20 protein-coding genes are annotated in these 18,569 nt (G+C 71.7%); 5 read left to right on the top strand and 15 right to left on the bottom strand.

Annotated features, from left to right (window positions below; genetic code table 11):
• Positions 1-23: 23 nt before the first annotated feature.
• Entirely contained in the window at positions 24-659 is a 636-nt protein-coding gene (locus tag ACZ9QC_RS19705; protein ID WP_472921324.1) for a TetR/AcrR family transcriptional regulator, read from the bottom strand.
• 161 nt (positions 660-820) lie between these two features.
• On the opposite strand from ACZ9QC_RS19705, the gene ACZ9QC_RS19700 reads away from it, so the two are divergent.
• On the top strand, positions 821-2,281 hold the full coding sequence (locus ACZ9QC_RS19700; RefSeq protein WP_472921323.1) for an amidase: 1,461 nt from the start codon (positions 821-823) through the stop codon (positions 2,279-2,281).
• 160 nt (positions 2,282-2,441) lie between these two features.
• Entirely contained in the window at positions 2,442-2,978 is a 537-nt protein-coding gene (locus ACZ9QC_RS19695; protein ID WP_472921322.1) for a DUF2087 domain-containing protein, read from the top strand.
• Between the two features lie 41 nt (positions 2,979-3,019).
• On the opposite strand, the gene ACZ9QC_RS19690 is transcribed toward ACZ9QC_RS19695, so the two are convergent.
• From ACZ9QC_RS19690 to ACZ9QC_RS19680, 3 genes are all read right to left on the bottom strand, one after another.
• On the bottom strand, positions 3,020-4,567 hold the full coding sequence (locus ACZ9QC_RS19690; protein WP_472921321.1) for a fused MFS/spermidine synthase: 1,548 nt from the start codon (positions 4,565-4,567) through the stop codon (positions 3,020-3,022).
• A gap of 332 nt (positions 4,568-4,899) precedes the next feature.
• The gene (gene tatA / locus ACZ9QC_RS19685) at positions 4,900-5,196 is read right to left on the bottom strand and encodes a twin-arginine translocase TatA/TatE family subunit (protein ID WP_472921320.1); all 297 of its coding nucleotides are present in this window, start codon (positions 5,194-5,196) and stop codon (positions 4,900-4,902) included.
• 61 nt (positions 5,197-5,257) lie between these two features.
• Complete coding sequence (locus tag ACZ9QC_RS19680; protein WP_472921319.1) at positions 5,258-5,833, bottom strand: TerD family protein; 576 nt, start codon at positions 5,831-5,833, stop codon at positions 5,258-5,260.
• A 221-nt stretch (positions 5,834-6,054) separates the two neighbouring features.
• Between ACZ9QC_RS19680 and ACZ9QC_RS19675 the strand changes: the two genes are divergently transcribed.
• Positions 6,055-6,486, top strand: coding sequence for a BlaI/MecI/CopY family transcriptional regulator (locus ACZ9QC_RS19675; RefSeq protein ID WP_472921318.1), 432 nt, complete (start codon positions 6,055-6,057; stop codon positions 6,484-6,486).
• A 6-nt stretch (positions 6,487-6,492) separates the two neighbouring features.
• Positions 6,493-7,425 carry a M56 family metallopeptidase gene (locus tag ACZ9QC_RS19670; RefSeq protein WP_472921317.1) on the top strand — a complete coding sequence of 311 codons (933 nt, stop codon included), beginning with the start codon at positions 6,493-6,495 and terminating at the stop codon, positions 7,423-7,425.
• A 53-nt stretch (positions 7,426-7,478) separates the two neighbouring features.
• On the opposite strand, the gene ACZ9QC_RS19665 is transcribed toward ACZ9QC_RS19670, so the two are convergent.
• Positions 7,479-8,501 (bottom strand): sporulation protein, encoded by a 1,023-nt coding sequence (locus ACZ9QC_RS19665; protein ID WP_472921316.1) that lies wholly within the window; start codon positions 8,499-8,501, stop codon positions 7,479-7,481.
• A gap of 93 nt (positions 8,502-8,594) precedes the next feature.
• Positions 8,595-8,813, bottom strand: a complete 219-nt coding sequence (locus tag ACZ9QC_RS19660) for a hypothetical protein (RefSeq protein WP_472921315.1) — start codon at positions 8,811-8,813, stop codon at positions 8,595-8,597.
• Positions 8,814-9,286: 473 nt separating this feature from the next.
• On the opposite strand from ACZ9QC_RS19660, the gene ACZ9QC_RS19655 reads away from it, so the two are divergent.
• Positions 9,287-10,075, top strand: coding sequence for a calcium-binding protein (locus ACZ9QC_RS19655; protein ID WP_472921314.1), 789 nt, complete (start codon positions 9,287-9,289; stop codon positions 10,073-10,075).
• A 17-nt stretch (positions 10,076-10,092) separates the two neighbouring features.
• On the opposite strand, the gene ACZ9QC_RS19650 is transcribed toward ACZ9QC_RS19655, so the two are convergent.
• From ACZ9QC_RS19650 to secD, 9 genes are all read right to left on the bottom strand, one after another.
• On the bottom strand, positions 10,093-10,446 hold the full coding sequence (locus ACZ9QC_RS19650; protein WP_472921313.1) for a helix-turn-helix domain-containing protein: 354 nt from the start codon (positions 10,444-10,446) through the stop codon (positions 10,093-10,095).
• Positions 10,447-11,195: 749 nt separating this feature from the next.
• Complete coding sequence (locus tag ACZ9QC_RS19645; RefSeq protein WP_184905941.1) at positions 11,196-11,399, bottom strand: cold-shock protein; 204 nt, start codon at positions 11,397-11,399, stop codon at positions 11,196-11,198.
• A gap of 308 nt (positions 11,400-11,707) precedes the next feature.
• The gene (locus ACZ9QC_RS19640; RefSeq protein WP_472921312.1) at positions 11,708-12,001 is read right to left on the bottom strand and encodes a hypothetical protein; all 294 of its coding nucleotides are present in this window, start codon (positions 11,999-12,001) and stop codon (positions 11,708-11,710) included.
• A 350-nt stretch (positions 12,002-12,351) separates the two neighbouring features.
• Positions 12,352-12,675 (bottom strand): SCO5918 family protein, encoded by a 324-nt coding sequence (locus ACZ9QC_RS19635; RefSeq protein WP_472921311.1) that lies wholly within the window; start codon positions 12,673-12,675, stop codon positions 12,352-12,354.
• Between the two features lie 6 nt (positions 12,676-12,681).
• Positions 12,682-12,993, bottom strand: coding sequence for a CBS domain-containing protein (locus ACZ9QC_RS19630; RefSeq protein ID WP_472921310.1), 312 nt, complete (start codon positions 12,991-12,993; stop codon positions 12,682-12,684).
• Between the two features lie 103 nt (positions 12,994-13,096).
• Positions 13,097-14,608: a DEAD/DEAH box helicase gene (locus ACZ9QC_RS19625; RefSeq protein WP_472921309.1), complete on the bottom strand. Its 1,512-nt coding sequence runs from the start codon at positions 14,606-14,608 to the stop codon at positions 13,097-13,099.
• Between the two features lie 176 nt (positions 14,609-14,784).
• Positions 14,785-14,988, bottom strand: coding sequence for a cold-shock protein (locus ACZ9QC_RS19620; RefSeq protein ID WP_215447838.1), 204 nt, complete (start codon positions 14,986-14,988; stop codon positions 14,785-14,787).
• 227 nt (positions 14,989-15,215) lie between these two features.
• On the bottom strand, positions 15,216-15,560 hold the full coding sequence (locus ACZ9QC_RS19615) for a hypothetical protein (RefSeq protein ID WP_472921735.1): 345 nt from the start codon (positions 15,558-15,560) through the stop codon (positions 15,216-15,218).
• Positions 15,561-16,166: 606 nt separating this feature from the next.
• Entirely contained in the window at positions 16,167-18,545 is a 2,379-nt protein-coding gene (secD, locus tag ACZ9QC_RS19610; protein WP_472921308.1) for a protein translocase subunit SecD, read from the bottom strand.
• Positions 18,546-18,569 lie beyond the last annotated feature (24 nt).

Raw genomic sequence — 18,569 nt, 5'->3', positions numbered from 1 at the left:
ATTGCTGTTCGTGCTCGGGTACTTCAGTCGGCCAGGTTCCCATGCGAGCGAGGAGGCGGGCCCGGTCGCTCCCAGAGGCCGGCCAGGTGCCTGTGGAGGACGTCCTGTGCCTCCTGCGGGGTGAGGTGGCCGATGAGGACGTGCGTGGTGAGGCCGTCCGCCAGGGCGAGGAGGGTGCGGGCCTCACGCTGCGGATCGAGGGGCACGCCGCGGTCCGCGTCCTCGCCGGCCTCCGCGACGAGCCGGGTGAACACCTCGTGCAGAGTCGCGTAGTTCGCCTTCAGCGTCCCGGCGAGCGCCTCGCTGACAGCCGCCTGCGCGACGAAGGCGAGCCAGACGCGCGCCTCGGCGCGGTGCTCCTCCCCGAGCAGTGAGATCTCGGTGACCGCATGGCCCAGCGCGGTGCCCGCCGACTGGGCAGGGCTCCTGACGAGGCGGGCCCGTACGCGTTCACTGATCCGCTCGCCCACGTGTTCCAGAGCGAACACGAGCATCTCTTCCTTGGTGCGGAAGCACCGCTGAACCGCGCCCATCGACACCTGCGCGTGGGCGGCGACATCGCGCAGGGTCACGCCCTCCAGGCCGCGTTCGTCGGCGAGTCGGCAGACGGCCTCGGCGATGAGGCGGCGTCGGCCCACGTGATCCACCTGCTTGGGCATGCCCGTTCGCCTCCCCGCTCCACGGCCCTCTGCCGCGCACCGCCACCATGCTCACTCTGTTCGACGTTCACTTTATTCGATGCGCTCGCATCGGTACGGGGATACGGTGGCGGTCATGGTTCCGATGCGAGCGCATCGGTACGTGGGAGGAAGGCAGGACCATGCGGGACGCCCTGTGGAAGATGTCGGCCGCCGCGCAGGCGGAGGCCGTACGCGGCACGCACGTCTCGGCACGCGAACTGGTCGACAGCCACCTCGACCGCATCGCCGAGGTCAACCCACAAGTGAACGCGGTCACGCAACTCCTGGCGGAGCGCGCACGCGAGGCCGCGACCGGGACCGACCGCCGACGGGCCGCCGGTGAGCCCCTGGGGCCGCTCGCGGGTGTGCCGTTCACCGTGAAGGAGAGCACCGCCGTCGAAGGCGTGCCGACCACGTTCGGCACGGAGCGCTTCCGGGATCTGGTGGCGCCGGCCGACGCGCCCCCGGTGGCACGGTTGCGCGCGGCCGGGGCCATCCCCATCGGGCACAGCAACATTCCCACCCTGATCCTGGCGGGGATGCACACGCGCAGCGAACTGTTCGGCGACACGGTCAACCCGTGGGACGGCGGCCGGACCCCGGGCGGCTCCAGCGGGGGCGACGCGGTGGCCGTGGCCACGGGCATGGCGGCGCTCGGGCTCGGCAACGACTCCGGGGGATCGGTGCGAGTCCCGGCCCAGTTCTGCGGCGTGGCCGGGCTGAAGCCGTCCACAGGCCGCTTTCCGGCCGACCATCGCGTCCTCGGCCCCGACGATCCGGGCCCGGCGTCCCAGTTCCTGGTCACCGACGGCCCGCTGGCCCGGAGCGTCGGCGACCTGCGGCTCGTCTACGAGGTGCTGGCCGGGACCGATCCGCGAGACCCACGGGCCGTGCCGGTCCCCGCGTACGGCGAAGCGCTCCCCGGCCCGGTGAGGGTCGGGGTCGTGGCGGACCCCGGTGGGCACGGGGTCCACCCCACGGTGCGCGGAGCCATCGAGACCGCGGCCGACGCCCTGCGCGACGCCGGGTACGACGTGCGCGAGGTGCGGGACGTACCGCGGATGGACGAGGCGCTCGAAGCGTACGGCCGGATCACCGTGACCGAGTTCGCCCCGACCTGGCCGGTGGTGCGCCGGCTGCTCGGCCAGGGCGGGGACCGCTACATCGCGATGGCGATGGAGCGGACGCCGCCCGCGAGCGCGGACGAGTTGATGAAGCTGATGGGCACATGGATGAGCGTGCGCCGCTCGTGGGCCGAATTCCTGGACGCGTACCCGCTGTTGCTCGGCCCGTCGTTCACCGAGCCGCCGGTCGAGCCGGGGCTGGAGTCGCGCGACAGGGCGGGCCGGGACCGGGTCGGGGCGGGGATGCGACTGTGCACCGTGACGAGCTTCGTCGGTGTGCCCGGAGTGGCCGTACCGACAGGCGTGGTGGACGGGCTCCCTGTAGGGGTGCAGATCGTCGGGCGGGCGTTCCGGGAGGACATGTGCCTGGAGGCGGCGCAGGCGATCGAGGACCGGCTCGGGGTGATCACACCGGTCGACCCGCGTGGGGGAGGCCGGACGGATCGCGCTGGCCGAAACCACACCCGCTCACCGTAAATCGCTGGCCACGGCGGCATGAGATCGCGATACGAGTAGAGGCACACCCGAGGCTCCCACGACGATCGGCGCCCGGAACGACAACCGGAACGACAACCGGAACGACGACCGGAACGACGACCGGGACCACGACCGGAACCACGACCCCCGAACGGACACCATGAACACGGCCCCCACGGACGGGCATTCGCCCTCCTGCCGAGACCTGGTCGGTCTCCTCGCCCAGAACGACCGGCGCGCCGCCTACGCCGCCCTCGCCCTCGGCGCGGCCTCCGTGGCCGAGGTCGCCGAACTGGCCGAGCTCCGCCCACCGGCGGCCGCCGCCGCGCTGCGGAAGCTGACGGACGGGCGGATCGCCGCCTTCGACAGCGAGAGGCGCACGTACACGCTGCTCGACGACACGTTCCGGCTCGCCGTCCAGGCCGAGGTCAGGGTCTCCGGTCGGGGCGGCGGGGACGGGGCGGGCTCCTACTTCCGCCGTGGCCGGCTCACCTCCATTCCGGGCAACGCGGAGGTGCGCGGCCGCGTACTGGCCGTGGTGCGGGACTCGTTCGCGCCCGACGTGACGTACTCCGAGGCCAAGGTCAACGCGATCTGCGGCGAATGGTTCGACGACTGGGTGACCCTGCGCCGTGCCCTGGTGGACGAGGGTCTGCTGCGCAGGAACGAGTCCGGCACCACGTACGAGCGCGTCTGACGGACGGCACGCGCGGGGGACGGCGGCGCGGAGCCGGCCGGTCAGTCGCCGCGTCGTGTGGTGGACGGCTGGAGGAGCTGGTCGACGGGGGCGTAGTCGTCGGTGAGGGGGCGGGCGCCGTCGATCCAGGAGGTGAGGTCGTCGCCGGTGGTGGTCCGCCAGCCGGTTCCCCGGGCGTCCAGCGCCTTCTGCGTCGCGCGCAGGTCGAGAGGGCGGTCGGAGGCGAGCACCACCAGGTTGCCGCCGTCGGAGGTCGTGGTCGTGTCGAGGCCGATGTCGGCGGGTTCGCCGACGACGGCGACGTGCTCGAACGTCTCGTCCAGGGTGGCCACTTCGGCACGCGCGAAGTCCATCCCGCCGTGGTCGATGAGGTTGGCGACGTACAGGCCGTCCGGGACGAGCACCCGCCGTACGTCGGCCATCGCCTCCACCGTCGTGAGGTGCCACGGCACGCTGACGCCCCCGAAGGCGTCCCCGACGACGAGGTCCCGGCTGTCGGCGGCCAGCGCCCGCAGACCGAGCCTGCCGTCCTCGACGCGTACGTCGATCCCGGCGCCCGGTCGCAGCCCGAGCCGCTCGCGGTCGATGCGTACGACCCCGCTGTCGATCTCGGACACGAGGCTGCGTGTCCCGGGCCGTGTGGCGGCGAGGTAGCGGGGGAGGGTGAGTCCGCCGCCGCCCAGGTGGTGCGCGGCCAGGGGCTCACCTTCGGGGAAGGCGGCGTCGACGGCCGACGCGATGGCGCGTACGTACGCGAACTCCAGGAACGTCGGATCGTCGACGTCGACGTAGGAGTGCCGCAGGCCGTCCAGCACGAGCGTGCGGCCGCTGTCCCGGTCGGGGTCCGCGACGACCCGGGCGCAGTGGTACCTGGTCTCCGCGTCGCAGCCGCCGGGCGCGACCGCCGTGCCGAGGCCGCCGGCGACGACCGCGAGGGTCAGGGCGGGGGTGCCTGTCCCCCTCCACCGCCGGGTCCGCCACTCGACCACCGCCGAGCCGACCACCAGCAGTGTGCCGAGGCCGATCAGGATGCCGCTGACCGGCAACCGCGAGACGAGGACGAAGCCGGTGAGGACGGTGCCGACGATGGCGCCGACGGTGCCGACGCCCGACAGCCGGCCGACGACCGTCCCGGTCTCGGCGAGGCTGGTCAGCCGCAGCTTCGTCACGATCGGTGTCACCGCGGAGAGCAGCGCGCCCGGCACGAGGATCGCCAGCGACGCGGTCAGCAGCAGGAACGCCGGTGCCCACTCCGCGGCGGTGCGCAGTACGGCGGGGGTGAGCGCCACGACCGCTCCCGACGCCCCGAGCGAGGGGCCGATGAGCCGCCGCGGATCCACCTGGTCGGCGAGGCGCCCGCCCAGCCAGGAGCCGACGGCGATCGCTGTGAGGGCGATGCCGATCACCAGGGTGCTGGTCTCCAGGGTGAGACCGAGGTAGGGCGCCAGCAGCCGCAGAGCGACGATCTCGACGACCAGGACCGCGGCCGAGGACCCGAACACGAGCACGGCGGCGGCGCGGGGACCCAGTCCCCGGTCGCGAGGACTGTCCTCGGCACCAGGTCCGGGTAAGGACGGCGATCCGGTCACGGCCGACATCCTCGCACGCGCCCCCTCACACCACTGCGGCGACCGCTACCGGTCGGCCCGGGGGAGCCCGCATCCGCGGCACCGCGACGGACACCGTATGGCTCGGATCGGCACGGCGACTCCCATGCTCGCGGTCGCCCTGTCCGGCACCGACGGGTCGGCCAGGCCAAGACCGGCACCGGCACCGGCACCGGCAAGACGCTGGGCTTCGCTCTCCCCTCCTCGAACGCGGCGTCGTCCCCGCCGACGTCGAGGCCGGCCACGCGAAGCCCGACCCAAAAGTGGCCCGGGCTGATCAGTGCCGGGCGGGGCGCGCTCGTGGTCGAGGATGCCTACGGCCGGTTGCCGTCGCCCGGTGCCTCGGTCGTGCGACTCGGGCCGGGCTCCTGGGACGGCGGCGGGCCCGAGCCGGGGACCGGCCCGCTTCCCGGGGGCACGACCTTGCCCTCGACGACCTCGGGTGGGGTGGCTTCCCCGGTACCGGCCTTTTCGTTCTTCATGGCGCGGGCCTCCGCCTTGAGGATGCGGGCCGACTTGCCGGCGGAGCGGGCCAGCTCGGGGAGTTTCTTGGCGCCGAACACGAGTATCACGACGATGAGGATGACGGCGATTTCGCTCAGTCCGAACATGCGGACACTGCCCTTCTCTCCCTGCGCAGGTGTGCGACGGTCCGACCGGAACGGTCCCGAGTCAGACGTTGACGCCGAAGTCGGCGGCGATCCCGGCCAGCCCGGAGGCGTAACCCTGGCCCACGGCACGGAACTTCCACTCGGTGCCGTGGCGGTAGAGCTCGCCGAAGACCATGGCGGTCTCGGTCGAGGCGTCCTCGGACAGGTCGTAGCGCGCGATCTCGGCACCGCCCGCCTGATTCACGACGCGGATGAAGGCGTTGCGGACCTGGCCGAAGCTCTGGCCGCGGTTCTCGGCGTCGTGGATGGAGACCGGAAACGCGATCCTGTCGATCTCGGCGGGTACGGCCGCGAGGTTCACCTTGACGCTCTCGTCGTCGCCCTCGCCCTCGCCGGTGAGGTTGTCACCGGTGTGCTCGACCGAACCGTCCGGGCTGGTGAGGTTGTTGTAGAAGACGAAGTGCCCGTCGGACGGGACCTTGCCGGAAGCGTCGAGCAGCAGCGCGGAGGCGTCGAGGTCGTAGTCGGTGCCGGTCGTGGTACGCACGTCCCAGCCCAGGCCGACCAGGACGGCGGTCAGGCCGGGGGCCTCCTTGCTGAGCGAGACGTTGCCACCCTTGGACAGGGAAACTCCCACTGCGCACTCCTTCTCGACACGTCGGATGAGGCCCGGAGAGGCCGCTCTGAAATCTACAGCACTGTAGAAGAAATGGGGGTGCCGGTTTCGGGCCGGTCGCGGGAGCGGGCGAAGAGGATGCGGCGGTAGCACCTGCCCGGCGGCTGCGCTGCCGCTCCGCGCTTTCGTAGATCCTGGGTGGTGGTTCACAGTGGGGTGGTCGGCCGTCGGGCGTCCATACGATGTCCGGTCGGAGAACGGGTGGCGGCGGAAGGGAGACTGGCGTGACGGATCACCGGGAGCGTCCCCGGCGGCGGGGGCAGGGCGAGCTGGAGGCGCAGATCCTGTTGGCGCTGCGGGAGGCGGAGGGGCCGGCGACGGTCGGCTGGGTGCTGGACCGTCTCGACGGTGACCTCGCCTATACGACGGTGATCACGATCCTGACGCGGCTGTTGGCCAAGGGCGCGGTGACCCGGGAGCGGGTGGGCCGGTCCTTCGTCTGGACGCCCGCCTCGGACCAGGCGGGCCTCGCGGCGCACAGGATGCGGAAGGTGCTGGACAAGGAGAGCGACCGGGAGGCGGTGCTCGCCAGCTTCGTCACCGGCCTCGGCCCGGACGACGAGCGACTGTTGCGCGAACTGCTGGGTCGGAGTCGGAACGAAGGGGAAGACTGACGCCACATGGGGGTCTTCGTCTTTCTGCCGCTGGTCCTGCCGCTCACGGCATGGCCGATGGCCCGCCTGGCCGAGCAGCATCTGCATCCCCGCGCCGCGACCCGGCTGCTGACCTGGGTGGCCGCGGTGATGGCGTCGTGCAGCACGGTGTGCCTGGGGCTCGTGATGGTGGTCGGCACCGCCCAGTTGCCCGGCAACCCGCTGCCCGACGGCTGGTCCGACCCCGAGGTGCGCGAGGCGGTGCCGTACGACGAGGTGGCCGGCAAGGCCGCCATTCCCGCGCTGTTCGCCGTCCTGGTGGTCTGCGGTCGGACCGTGTGGCGGCACGGCCGCGTGCGCCGCAGGGCCCACCGGGCGCTCGGCGGGCTGCCGGGCACGGAAGTGGTCGTACTGCCCGACGACGCCCCGTACGCGTACGCGTTGCCCGGCGGGCGTCGGGACCGGGTGGTCGTGACCACCGCGCTGCTGTCCTGTCTGGAACCGGCCGAGCGGCGGGCCCTGTTCGCGCATGAGCGCGCCCATCTGGCCGCCCGGCACCACCGGTTCCTGCTCGCCGCCCAACTCGCCGCGTGCGCCAATCCGTTCCTGCGTCCTCTGCGAACGGCCGTGTCCTACACGGCGGAACGATGGGCGGACGAGGAGGCTGCCCAGGTGGTGGGCAGCCGCCGGACGGTGGCGCACGCGATCGGCAAGGCGGCCCTGGTCTCCCGCGGGACCCCGGTGCCGACACTGGCCGGGTTCGCCTCACCCGGCCCGATCCCACGCCGGGTGACGGCCCTCCTCGGCCCGGCCCCCCTCGTGCGTACCTGGCCGTCGGTGTTCACCACGGTGGGCCTGGCCGCCTGGGGAGCCGCCGCGGGCACGGCCGTATCGGCGATGTCGTCCGCGAACTCCGCGGTGACCATGTTCCCCATCCTGTACGCCGCCACGCCTCTCTGAGCCGCCACGCCTCTCTGCGCGGGAGGTGCACCGGAAGGCGGGGCGCCGTCCCGTCAGCTCTCCTCTTCCTCCTCCTCTTCCTCGTCCTCGCCCTCGAAGAAGTCCCCGACCTCGTCGACCACTTCCGCGGCGACCATCCCGCCGACCACGCCGACCGCGAGTCCGGCCGCACCCGCGGCGACGACCGTGCCCATGCCGGGGCCGGAACGGTGGCCGTCATGGTGGTGATCGTCATGGCCGTGGTGACCGTGGCCGTGCGCGTACGGGTCGCCGTGCCCGTCGGCGGCGTGCGAGCCGTACGTGGACCGGCGTTCGGCCAGCCCGCGGATCCAGCCGTCGACGACCGCGTTCCAGTCCTGGTGCTCGACGCCCTCGTGGGAGACGGTGAACCGGGTCAGCGCGTCATGGCCCGAGGAGAACAGGCCGCCGCGCTTGTCCGCCTCCAGGACGACCTCCATGCCGCCCGGGTCGGCCAGGAACGTCACCTCGATCTCGTTGAACTGCTGCGCGTACGAGGGCGCCGGGAGCAGCTCGATCTCCTGGTAGAAGGGCAGCTGTTGGCCGGTGCCGCCGATGCGCCCGTACTCCAGGTCCGCAGACCTGAAGCCGAAGCCGAGCTGGCCGAGCGCTTCGAGGATCGCCTCCTGCACGGGCAGCGGGGCGACGGCCAGCTGGTCCAGGTCGCCCTTGTCCTTGGCGCCCGAGACCGCCAGTTCGGTGCGGACGCCGAGGACGATGCCCAGGCCCTGCCCGTACAGCTCGGTGATCGGCGTCTCCCAGGGCAGGGCCACGCTGAACGGAACGCTGCGCAGCTCGCCCTCGGCGAGCCGGAAGCCGCCGCCGACGGTGAACCGGTCGAAGGTGACGACACCCTCGCCCTCGCCGTCCCCGTGCTCGGCCTCGACCCGTGCCACCAGCTCCAGCGTGATGTGGTCGATGTCGAAGTCGGCGTCCCCGCCCTTGAGATGGACCTGGCCGGTCAGCGCACCGCCGGGCCGGGCCGCGCCCGGGTCGAGGACCGTGTCCACCGTGGGTCCGCCCATGCCGAGCGAGCCGAGCAGTCGTTTGAACACCATCGTGGCGTCCACTCCTTCTACGTGCGTGTGTTCCTTGGGGGGTGGCGCCGCCGGGCCGGGGGCTTCGCGGCGCCACGGCGGTTCGCGGGCTGCTTACTCGGCCGCGTCGAGGGCGGCGAGCGCCTGTGCCCAGCGGACGTACTTGAGGTCCGCCAGGTCCGCTATGGTCGTGACCCCGAACGCCTCCCGGAGCAGTTCGCCGTCACGGTCCGAGACACCCTTCAGGGCCCCGACCGGGGCCCCGAGGATCTCGGGCAGGCTCTTGTCCGCCCACGACTTGTCCAGCACCTTGTCCAGGTCGATCGAAGCCATGTGTGTCGTCTCCAATGGGTGCGTGCGAGGCCGGCCCGGCCCGCGCCGGATCTTCTACAGACGAGTAGAAGAATAGGTTCGCCGAGGGCCGCGCGGCGCACGGTCCGCGCGGGCGCGACGGAAAAGGCCGAAACGTATACCCGTAACGGCCGGAGGGCCGCGCTCGGCCACCGGGATGACTGACTCGGAGCGGCCCACATGTGGCCCTCGTCGGGCCTGAACCACATGAACGACCGCTACGGCAGCCCCTGCGAGGCATGGGCGTTCGGGCAGGCCGGTAGCTCCACCGAGCCGGCAGCTCTACCGAGCCGGTATCGAGCCGGCACCGGACGCGCCCTCCCCTGGGACGAGTGACGTCTGAGCAGGCAGGTGCGCTGGATAACTGCGGACAGCCTGTGTGACGGCTGTGCCTGAGCCAAGTCAACGTGAACTGGTGGATCAGTGGCTTCGAGCCACCGCTCCGAAGGAGATACATGCGCAAGCGCGCTGCCATTGCCCTACTCGCCGCCGTCGCCGCGACGGCGGGCTTCGCCGTCCCCGGCGCCTACGCCGACGACATCGTGGGCGACATCCGGGTCGACGGCGTGGTCGTCAACGGAGGCAAGAACATCGTGGTCGACACGGCCGACAGGACGGTCACGGTCTCCGTGACGGCCACCGACCCGTCGGGCATCTGGGACGCGGACTTCCACCTGTGGCGGGGCCCGGACGGCACCGACCCCTACTACAGCGCCGACGGCGTCATCGACCCCAACGAGAACACCACGCCCGCGGACTGCGTCGCCTCCGGCAGTACGACGTCGACCTGCTCGAAGACCTTCACCTTCGAACCGGACTGGTGGCTCACGAACGCCGACGCCGGCACCTGGAAGGTCCAGGCCCAGGTGTGGGCCGACGACGGCAGCTACACCGACCGGTGGGCCTACACCACCACCCGTCTCCAGCGGCAGTCCCGGCTGACCGTCAACGCGAGCCCCGAGCCGATCGCCAAGGGGGCGTCGCTGACCATCACCGGCAAGCTCACCCGCGCCAACTGGGACACGCTCGACCACCGGGGCTACACCGACCAGCCGGTCAAGCTCCAGTTCCGCAAGGCCGGCACCACGACCTACACCACCCTCAAGACGGTGTACACCTCAGGCACCGGCAGCCTGACGACCACGGCCGCCGCCTCCGTGGACGGCTACTGGCGCTGGAACTTCGCGGGCACGACCACGACCCCGGCCGTCAAGGCGACCGGCGACTTCGTGGACGTGCGGTAGCTCGCACACACAGGTGATCAGCTGGATTGAGGCAGGTGAGAGCTGGAAGCCTCGTGTTCGGCGCGTCGGCGGTACTCGGCGTTGATCCGCTGGGCTTCCTCGAGCTGGTCCTCAAGGATGACGATGCGGCAGGCAGCCTCGATCGGGGTGCCCCGGTCGACGAGCTCGCGGGCGCGCGCCGCGATCCGCAGTTGGTAGCGGGAGTACCGGCGGTGTCCGCCCTCCGAGCGCAGCGGAGTGATCAGACGAGCCTCCCCGAGCGCTCGGAGGAAGGCCGGGGTGGTGCCGAGCATCTCGGCGGCCCGCCCCATGGTGTATGCGGGGTAGTCATCGTCGTCCAGACGATCACTGAGGGGGTTATCTGCTGTCATGTCACCTCTTTGTGCAACGCGTCGAGGGGCCCTGATGCCGTACGGCACCAGGGCCCCGAAGGAAATTCAACACCATCCGTCGGCCGTGATGCTCTGCCGACCTTCTGCTTCCGCTACCCAGCCCTGCTGAAGGGGGGGTGCGGGGATCGCGGTTGCGTGACCGGGGACCACCTTCCAATCCGGGGTCTTGCGGTACCCGGCCGGGTACTTGTCGGGCCGGGCGATCCTGATGGCGTCTGTGTCCTCCGTCCTTCCTGTGAACCATTCACTCGACTCCAGGGCCGTAAGGCCCTGCGTACTGCATGTACTGCACCCGCCAGTTCGTGTCTGCCGGGTTCGCTCGACTCGTGTTGACGAGAAAACACTAACTGAGCCAGTGCCCAATGTCTACTGTGGCAAAGGTAGATTTCACCTGTTGGGGGAGGCAGATAGCCTGTGATCTGGGAAAACGTCGACCGGTAGGTCGACGTGGGAGACCCGCGTGGCGGGGTGTGGGGGCAGGCGTGGCCGGTGAGGCCGGTGCGGCTGAGGCGCGCCGAGGCGGATCAGGGGGACAGGGCGAGGGCGCCCGGGGCCCGGGGCTCGGCCGTGCTCTCCGTCGGTGACGGGGCCGAGGGGCGGGCCGGCGCGTTGATCGTCGCCGTCACACAGGAAGTGGCGTGCCGCTCCCTGAAACGCAGCGAGCTGGGACCCGCACCCCAAGGGGTGAGAGTCCCAGCTGCGAAGTGTGCGTTGCCGCCGGTGTCAGATCAGGCGGGAATGATGTTCTCGGCCGTCGGGCCCTTCTGGCCCTGCGCGATGTCGAACGACACCTTCTGGCCTTCCAGCAGCTCGCGGAAGCCCTGGGTGGCGATGTTCGAGTAGTGGGCGAAGACGTCGGCGCCGCCGCCGTCCTGCTCGATGAAGCCGAAGCCCTTTTCCGCGTTGAACCACTTCACGGTGCCAGTAGCCATGTTTTTCTCCTTCGGGACGATGCCAGGAATCCACCCTGTGCGGATTCCGTGTCGCCGTGCTGATTGGCCCGTCGGAAATAAACCTTCTGGCAACCACACCTGCAACTGAAAAAGACGTTAGCACGGCCCGAGCGGCCCTCTTCGGTCAAAGAATTCCACCGGTGTCGGCGTTCGAGGAATACTCGTTGCGTGTCGTGCCTATTTCTTACTTTGCGGATACAGATATTGCTCCGCGCGGCCGGCAGCGTACTTGCCGGGCGCTCGGTCGCAGCGCCCTGACCTCCGTCGGGCCCGTCGGTGCACGCCCGTCACCGGCGCAGGTGGCTGTCTCCGTCTTCCGTGGACCGGCCGTCCTCCGTGTGCCAGGCGTCTCCCGTGGACCGGCTGGTCTCCAGCCATGATCGGACGGGTTCCGCCGCGTGGGTGGTGTCCACGGTGAGGTCGAGGCGGGTGCCTCCGTCGGGGCCGGCGGGGTAGCTGCGCTGCTCGGTGGAGTCGAAGCAGCGGCGGAGAACCTCCGCCACCCGACGGGCGACTTCGGGCGAGGCGGCGACGACACGGACCTCGGCGTGGCCGTCCGAGGGTGTTTCGATCGACGGCATGGCGACCTCGGATTTCTACGTGCCCGTACGAGACGGGCCGTGCTCACCACCCTACTCCGGCAGTCGCCGCAGGTCCCGGGCCTCTTCCCGGCACCGGACGAACGGACCCCGGCGCCACGCGAGCCCATGGGGGCGGGGTGAGGAGCCCGGTGAACAGCACCGGTGATCAGCCCGGCGTGGACGGCAGGCGTGAATGGCAAGCATGAATGGCGGGCGGAAGAGGTCACAGGAGCGCGTCCACGTCACGGGTCTCCCGGGCCGGCAGGACGCGTCGCCGGGCGGGTACCGCCGTTCAGGTCACCGCGGGCGCGCACCGTCCGGGCGGCGGCCGGTGCTCCCGCCGCGAGGCGTCACGCGTTCTGCGGATCGGGGCCCCCGAGCAGTGCCGAGGCGGTCTGGAGGGGGCTGAGGGCGGTCGGGGCCGGGGGCCGCGCGGCCCGGGGGCCGGCATGGCAGGAGAAGCCGAGGCGGACCATGGCCCGGACCACCTCACCGCCGCTGAAGTCGCGACGGTCCTGCCGGGTGATGACCTCACCGACCTGCTTCACGGGATACCGGCGGCGGCCGATGGTCACCGAGTCACCGGTGACGATCTCGGGGCTGACGCCCGCCATCGTGGCGAGCACTCCGACCCTGGTCAGTTCGAACGGGTACTGGGCGATGACACAGCGCATGATGCCTCACTGAGGGTAGGAGGAGGGGCTGACGATCGGGCATGTGAATGGTCCGCCGAGGACGTCCCGCAGGCGGACGCGGTCCGTATAGGCGGAGCTGCCGCGGTGCACGGCGAGTTCGGCCCGGGAGACGCGGCCGGTGCGCTCGTTGTCCTCGTCGCACAGGAGCAGGTGCTCCACACCGGCACCGGCCATGACGGACAGGGCGACCTCGACGGTCATGTCGTCACCGACCCGCAGCTCGGTCGTGTCCAGGTGAACGGCCCTGTGCGTGAAATGGGGAGCGATGGGGCTTCGAGGTGTCTGAACCGGTGTCACGGCTGCCTCCTGCGGTACGAGTGGACGTTCGGGTCGAGATGGCTCCGGACGGGCCCCGGGGGCGACGGCGGCCCGCCGACACGTCCCGTGGCCCGCCGACACCTCACGCGGCGCGGCGCCTGGCCGCGGACCGGCCCCGAGCGGTGCGGCCTCGTCGGCCCCGGGTTGAGGCCGGTGCCCCGGCCTCGCCCCGGCGGGACGGTTCCGCGGTCGGCGCGGTGACGACGACCGGGACACCGGAAGGGGCCTGGGCGCCGGTGATACGGCTGAGCGCTTCCTCGCCCGAGCGCACCGCGGTGGTCGTCGGGGTGATGCCGGCCGAGGCCATCAGCCGGTTCATCTCGCGGCGTTGGCGGGGGGTGACCAGGGTGACGACTCGGCCGGACGCGCCGGCGCGGGCGGTACGGCCGCCGCGGTGCAGGTAGTCCTTGTGGTCGCCGGGCGGGTCGATGTTGACGACGAGGTCGAGGTCGTCGATGTGGATGCCGCGTGCCGCGACGTTGGTGGCGACCAGCACCGTGACGTGGCCCTCCTTGAACTGGGCCAGGGTCCGGGTGCGCTGGGGCTGGGACCTGCCGCCGTGCAGGGCGCCGGCGCGGACGCCGCTGTCCAGGAGGTGCTTGGTCAGCTGGTCCACCGCGTGCTTGGTGTCCAGGAACATGATCACCTGGCCGTCCCGTGCCGCGATCTCGGTCGTCGTGCGGTGTTTGTCCGTCTCGTGCACATGGAGGACGTGGTGCTCCATCGTGCTGACGGCGCCTGCCGACGGGTCGACGGAGTGGACCACCGGGTCGGTCAGGTAGCGGCGGACCAGCAGGTCGACGTTGCGGTCCAGGGTGGCTGAGAAGAGCATTCGCTGGCCGCCGGGTCGCACCTGGTCGAGCAGCGCGGTGACCTGCGGCATGAACCCCATGTCGGTCATCTGGTCCGCCTCGTCCAGGACCGTGACGGCGACGTCGTCCAGTCGGCATGCGCCTCGGTCGATGAGGTCCTTGAGTCGTCCCGGTGTCGCCACGACGACTTCCGCCCCGGCCCGCAGCGCGTTCGCCTGCCGGCCGATCGACATCCCGCCGACCACGGTGGCCAGGCGCAGCCGTACGGCGCGGGCGTACGGGGTGAGCGCGTCGGTGACCTGCTGGGCGAGCTCACGGGTGGGCACCAGGATCAGGGCGAGCGGCTGCCGAGGCTCGGCGCGGCGCCCCGCCGTACGGGCCAGCACCGGCAGGCCGAAGGCGAGGGTCTTGCCCGAACCCGTGCGGCCGCGGCCGAGAACGTCACGGCCGGCCAGGGAGTTCGGCAGGGTCGCCGCCTGGATCGGGAACGGCACGGTCACACCCTCGTGGCCGAGTGCGGCCGACAACGGTGCGGGCATGGCGAGTTCGGCGAACGACTCGACGGCGGGCAGCGCGGGCGTGACCGTCTTCGGCAGCGCGAACTCGCCTCCGGGCGCGGCGGGCCGGCCGCCACCGTGGCCCTTGGGCCCGGCCGTGGGACGGCGCCGGGTGCCGGAGCGGCCGGCTGCGGGGCCCTCGAAACGGTCGTAGGCGCGGGCGGTGGGCGTGGTGCGGGTGGTGCGGGTCGTGCGTGAACTGCGTGACGGACGTGCTCGGTTCATGCGGAACCTTCCTCGATGCGGGCGCGTATCAAGGAATTCCCGCAGCACGGTGAGCGGCGCAGAGAATCGCGAGAACGGACCGAAGACAACGGGGGAGAGCCCCCTGGAAAATGCAGCGAGCTGGGGCCCGCACCCCAAGGTGCGGGCCCCAGCTGCGAAGTAAGCGTCAGAGCGTGTCAGGCCGGAACGATGTTCTCGGCGGTCGGGCCCTTCTGGCCCTGCGCGACGTCGAACGACACCTGCTGGCCTTCCTGGAGCTCGCGGAAGCCCTGGGTGGCGATGTTCGAGTAGTGGGCGAAGACGTCGGCGCCGCCGCCGTCCTGCGCGATGAAGCCGAAGCCCTTTTCGGCGTTGAACCACTTCACAGTACCGGTAGCCATGTCATTTCTCCTTCGGGAAACGGGCTCGGAGCTCACCGTGTGTGGGCTCCGTGTCGCCGTGATGATCAACCCGTCGGAAAATGAACCCTTTTGGCAACCACAACTGCAACCTGATTCGACAGTAGCACGGCATGCTCGATCACGGGGCCGGAAATAATCCCGCACGATTTCTTGTTCGACCCCGTGGTTTTTTGGATTTACCGCCCCGCCCTGCCCTGTACGGCCTCCTACACGCGCAGCAGCCGTCCGGTGATCTCCCGGTACTCCCGCAGTGCGAACCTCAGTTCGGTGGACTGTGTCTCGTGGTCCAGGTCCGCCCAGCCCGCACGCAGGGCCCGCCGCCGCTCCGCGAGGGCGTTCATCAACTGGGCGGCGGCTTCGTCGAACGCCCTTTCCGCCTCTTCCAGCGCCTCGCGCGGGCTGTCCGCGAAGGTGTTGACGGCATGTCCGAGGCGGTGCGCGATCTCCTCCCGTCCGTCCGAGGGGAGCAGCGGCTCCGGGCCCGTGGCATGGCGTCCGGTGTGACCCGAGGGCCGGTCCGCGGGCTGCTGGGCGCGTGTCTGGTCGTACATCGTCGTGTGTACCGCTTCCATGGGATGAGTCACCGCCCGAAGGCGCCGTTCGCCTCCTGGGCGGCCTGTCGCAGGCTTCCGGAGACCCGGTCGCCCTGCCCTTCCAGGCCCTGTGCCGTGCTGCCAGTCAACGTCCGGGGCCGGTGGGTGTCAACGCGCCGTCGGCCCGGGCTCGCCTGCAGGAGGGGGCTGACCAGGGCGGCGACCAAGGCGGTGACCGGGGCAGTGACCAGGGCGGCGGTGACCAGCGGCGTCAGGGCGTCGTCCCGCGCGGGGATGCGCCGCGGGGAGCGCGAGGGTGTGTCGCGCCGCCTCGACGCGACCGTCGACGCGACGCGACCGTCGACGCGACGCGACCGTCGACGCGACCGCCGACTCGACATGAGCGAGGAAGCCGCGGAACCGCTCATGGCGGCCGCGGCTGGCACCCCTGGCCCTGCGGGAGGCCGACCAAGCTGCGCTCGGCCCCCGCGTGGGCGTCCGCCTCGGACAGCCAGGCGAGCCGTTGGGCGAGGCCCGTGGCCCGGCCGCCGCCGACGCCGTTCGCCGCGGGGGCCTGCTGGCGCGGCGCCCGGACCAGTCGTCCCCGCGTCCCTCCCCGCGCCCTCACACCACGGCGCCAGAACCCCGCGCCCGCCCGCGCCGCCCCAGCGGACCGCGTGCCCCGCTGCCGCCGCCGTCCTCGTCGCTCTCGCCCCGCCCGTCGTGCTCGCCGGGCTTGGGGCGCGTAGGCGGTGCCGGGTGGCTGCTCTCCAGCTGCACGGCGATCGGCACGGCGGTGAACACGCTCGACGCCATGCCGATCACCACGCCGGCGATCAGCGCCACGGAGAAGTCAGCGAGCGAGTCACCGCCCAGCACGGCCAGGGCCGCCAGGATGAACAGCGCGCCCATACCGGTGTTCACCGTGCGCGGCAGCGTCTGTACGACGGCCCTGTTCGCCGTGGATTCCAGGTCCGCCGCCGGATCGCGGCGGCGCGCCTCGCGCACCCGGTCGAAGACGACGACGGTGTCGTTGACGGAGTACCCGATGACCGTGAGCAGGGCCGCCAGGAAGACGCTGTCGACGGGCCTGCCGAGCCAGGCGAACAGGCCCACCACCAGCAGCACGTCGTGCACCATGGCCGACACCGCCGCGGCGGCGAACGTCCACCGGAACCGCACGCTGAGGTAGATCAGCTGGGCCGCGACGGCGATGCCGAGCGCGATGAGCGCGTGCCGGCGCAGTTCCTCGCCGAGGCTCGGACCGATCAGTTCGTCCCGCTCGACGGTGACCTCGCCGCCCTCCTTCGCCAGCGCCGTCCTGATCGTGTGCTGCTGGTCGTTGCTCAGCTCCCCGGTGCGTACCGAGATGTCCCCGTCCCCCGACTCCTGCACCACCGCGCGCGGAAACCCCGCGTCGGCGACGGCCGTGCGCGCCGCGTCCACGTCCACGGGCCTGCTGGTGCTGTACTCCACCAGGCGCCCGCCGGTGAACTCCACCCCGAAGTCCAGGCCGCGCAGGCCGATTCCGGCGACGGCGACCGCGACCAGCAGCGCGCTGACGCCGAGCCAGCGGCGCCGGTGGTGCACCGGACGGAGTTCGCGGCGCGCGAGCCAGGCCCGCACCCGGCCGGTGGAGGTGATCCCGGTCAGGCCGGGCCGCTCGCGCACGAAGCGGCGCCGGATCGCGAAGTCGGCCAGGACCCGGGTGATCACCAGGGCCGTGATCATCGAGGCGAGGACACCGATGGAGAGCGTGACGCCGAAGCCTTTGACGGGCCCGGTGGCGAAGAAGAAGAGCAGCCCTGCCGCGAGCAGCGTGGTCACGTTCGAGTCGACGACCGCGCTCCAGGTCTTGGCGAAGCCGGTGCGCAGCGGCTTGTCCAACCGCGCCGAGGCCGACTTCAGGGCGCGGGCTCCCAGATACTCCTCCCGGGCACGCTCGAAGACCAGCACGTTCGCGTCCACCGCCATGCCGATCGCCAGGACGAAACCGGCGAGTCCGGGCAGCGTCAGAGTCGCGCCCAGGGCGACCAGCGCGGCGTAGGAGATCAGCCCGTAGAGCGCGAGCGCGAGGGTGGCCAGGGCGCCGAGCAGCCGGTAGACGACGAGGATGAACAGCCCGGTCAGGGCGACCCCGATGATCGCGGCCTGGGTGCTGGCCGCGATGGCGTCGGCGCCGAGTGTGGGGCCGACGGTGCGCTGCTCCACGACCTCGACGGGCACCGGCAGTGCGCCTCCCTTGACGAGCGCGGCCAGCTCGCGGGCCTCTTCCCGGCCGAAGCCGCCGGTGATCTGCGTGGAGCCGCCGGAGATGCCGACCCCGCACGCCACCTTCGCGTCGACGCCGGGCGCCGAGAGGATCCTGCCGTCCAGGACGATGGCGACGCGCCGCTCGGGGGCGCCCTGGGGTGCGCAGGCCGCCGCCCCGGTGACCCGCGCCCAGTCCTTGCCCGCCTGCCCACGGAAGGTGAGGTCGACCATCCAGCCCGACGCCGTCCGCTGGTCGAGCACCGCCTCGGCGTCCTTGACGCCCTCCCCGGTGAGAGCGGTGGGCCCGAGTTCGAGGTGGGCCCCCTTCTGGCCGGGGTCGGGGAGGACGCGTGAGCCGTCCTTGGCCGGTTCCCCCTTGCCCGCGTCGCGCGCGTCCGTGGTGCCCTTCACCGGGTGGACGGTCAACTGCGCGGTACGGCCGATGACTTCGGCGGCCTCGCGCGGGTCCTGCACGCCGGGCAGCTCGACGAAGATCCGCTGCTGTCCGGACCGGTAGAGGCTCGGCTCGGACACGCCGAGCGCGTCGACCCGCTGGCGGAGCACCTCCAGGGCCCGCTGGGTCGACTCGGCGTCGGCCTCGACGACGGGTGAGTCCTTGGTCTCCAGGACGATCTGGGTGCCGCCGCGCAGGTCGAGGCCGAGGCGGGCGGTCTGGGTGAGGGCGAAGTAGAGCGAGGCGGCGATCACACCTAGGGCGACGATCGCCCGCCACATGGGCGCGCGAGACATGGGTTCTCCACGATGGGCAGGCAG

The sequence above is a fragment of the Streptomyces sp. HUAS MS02 genome (assembly GCF_055702265.1).
The sequence above is the reverse complement of the archived record's forward strand: the minus strand, read 5'-3'. Positions and strand labels throughout refer to the sequence as shown.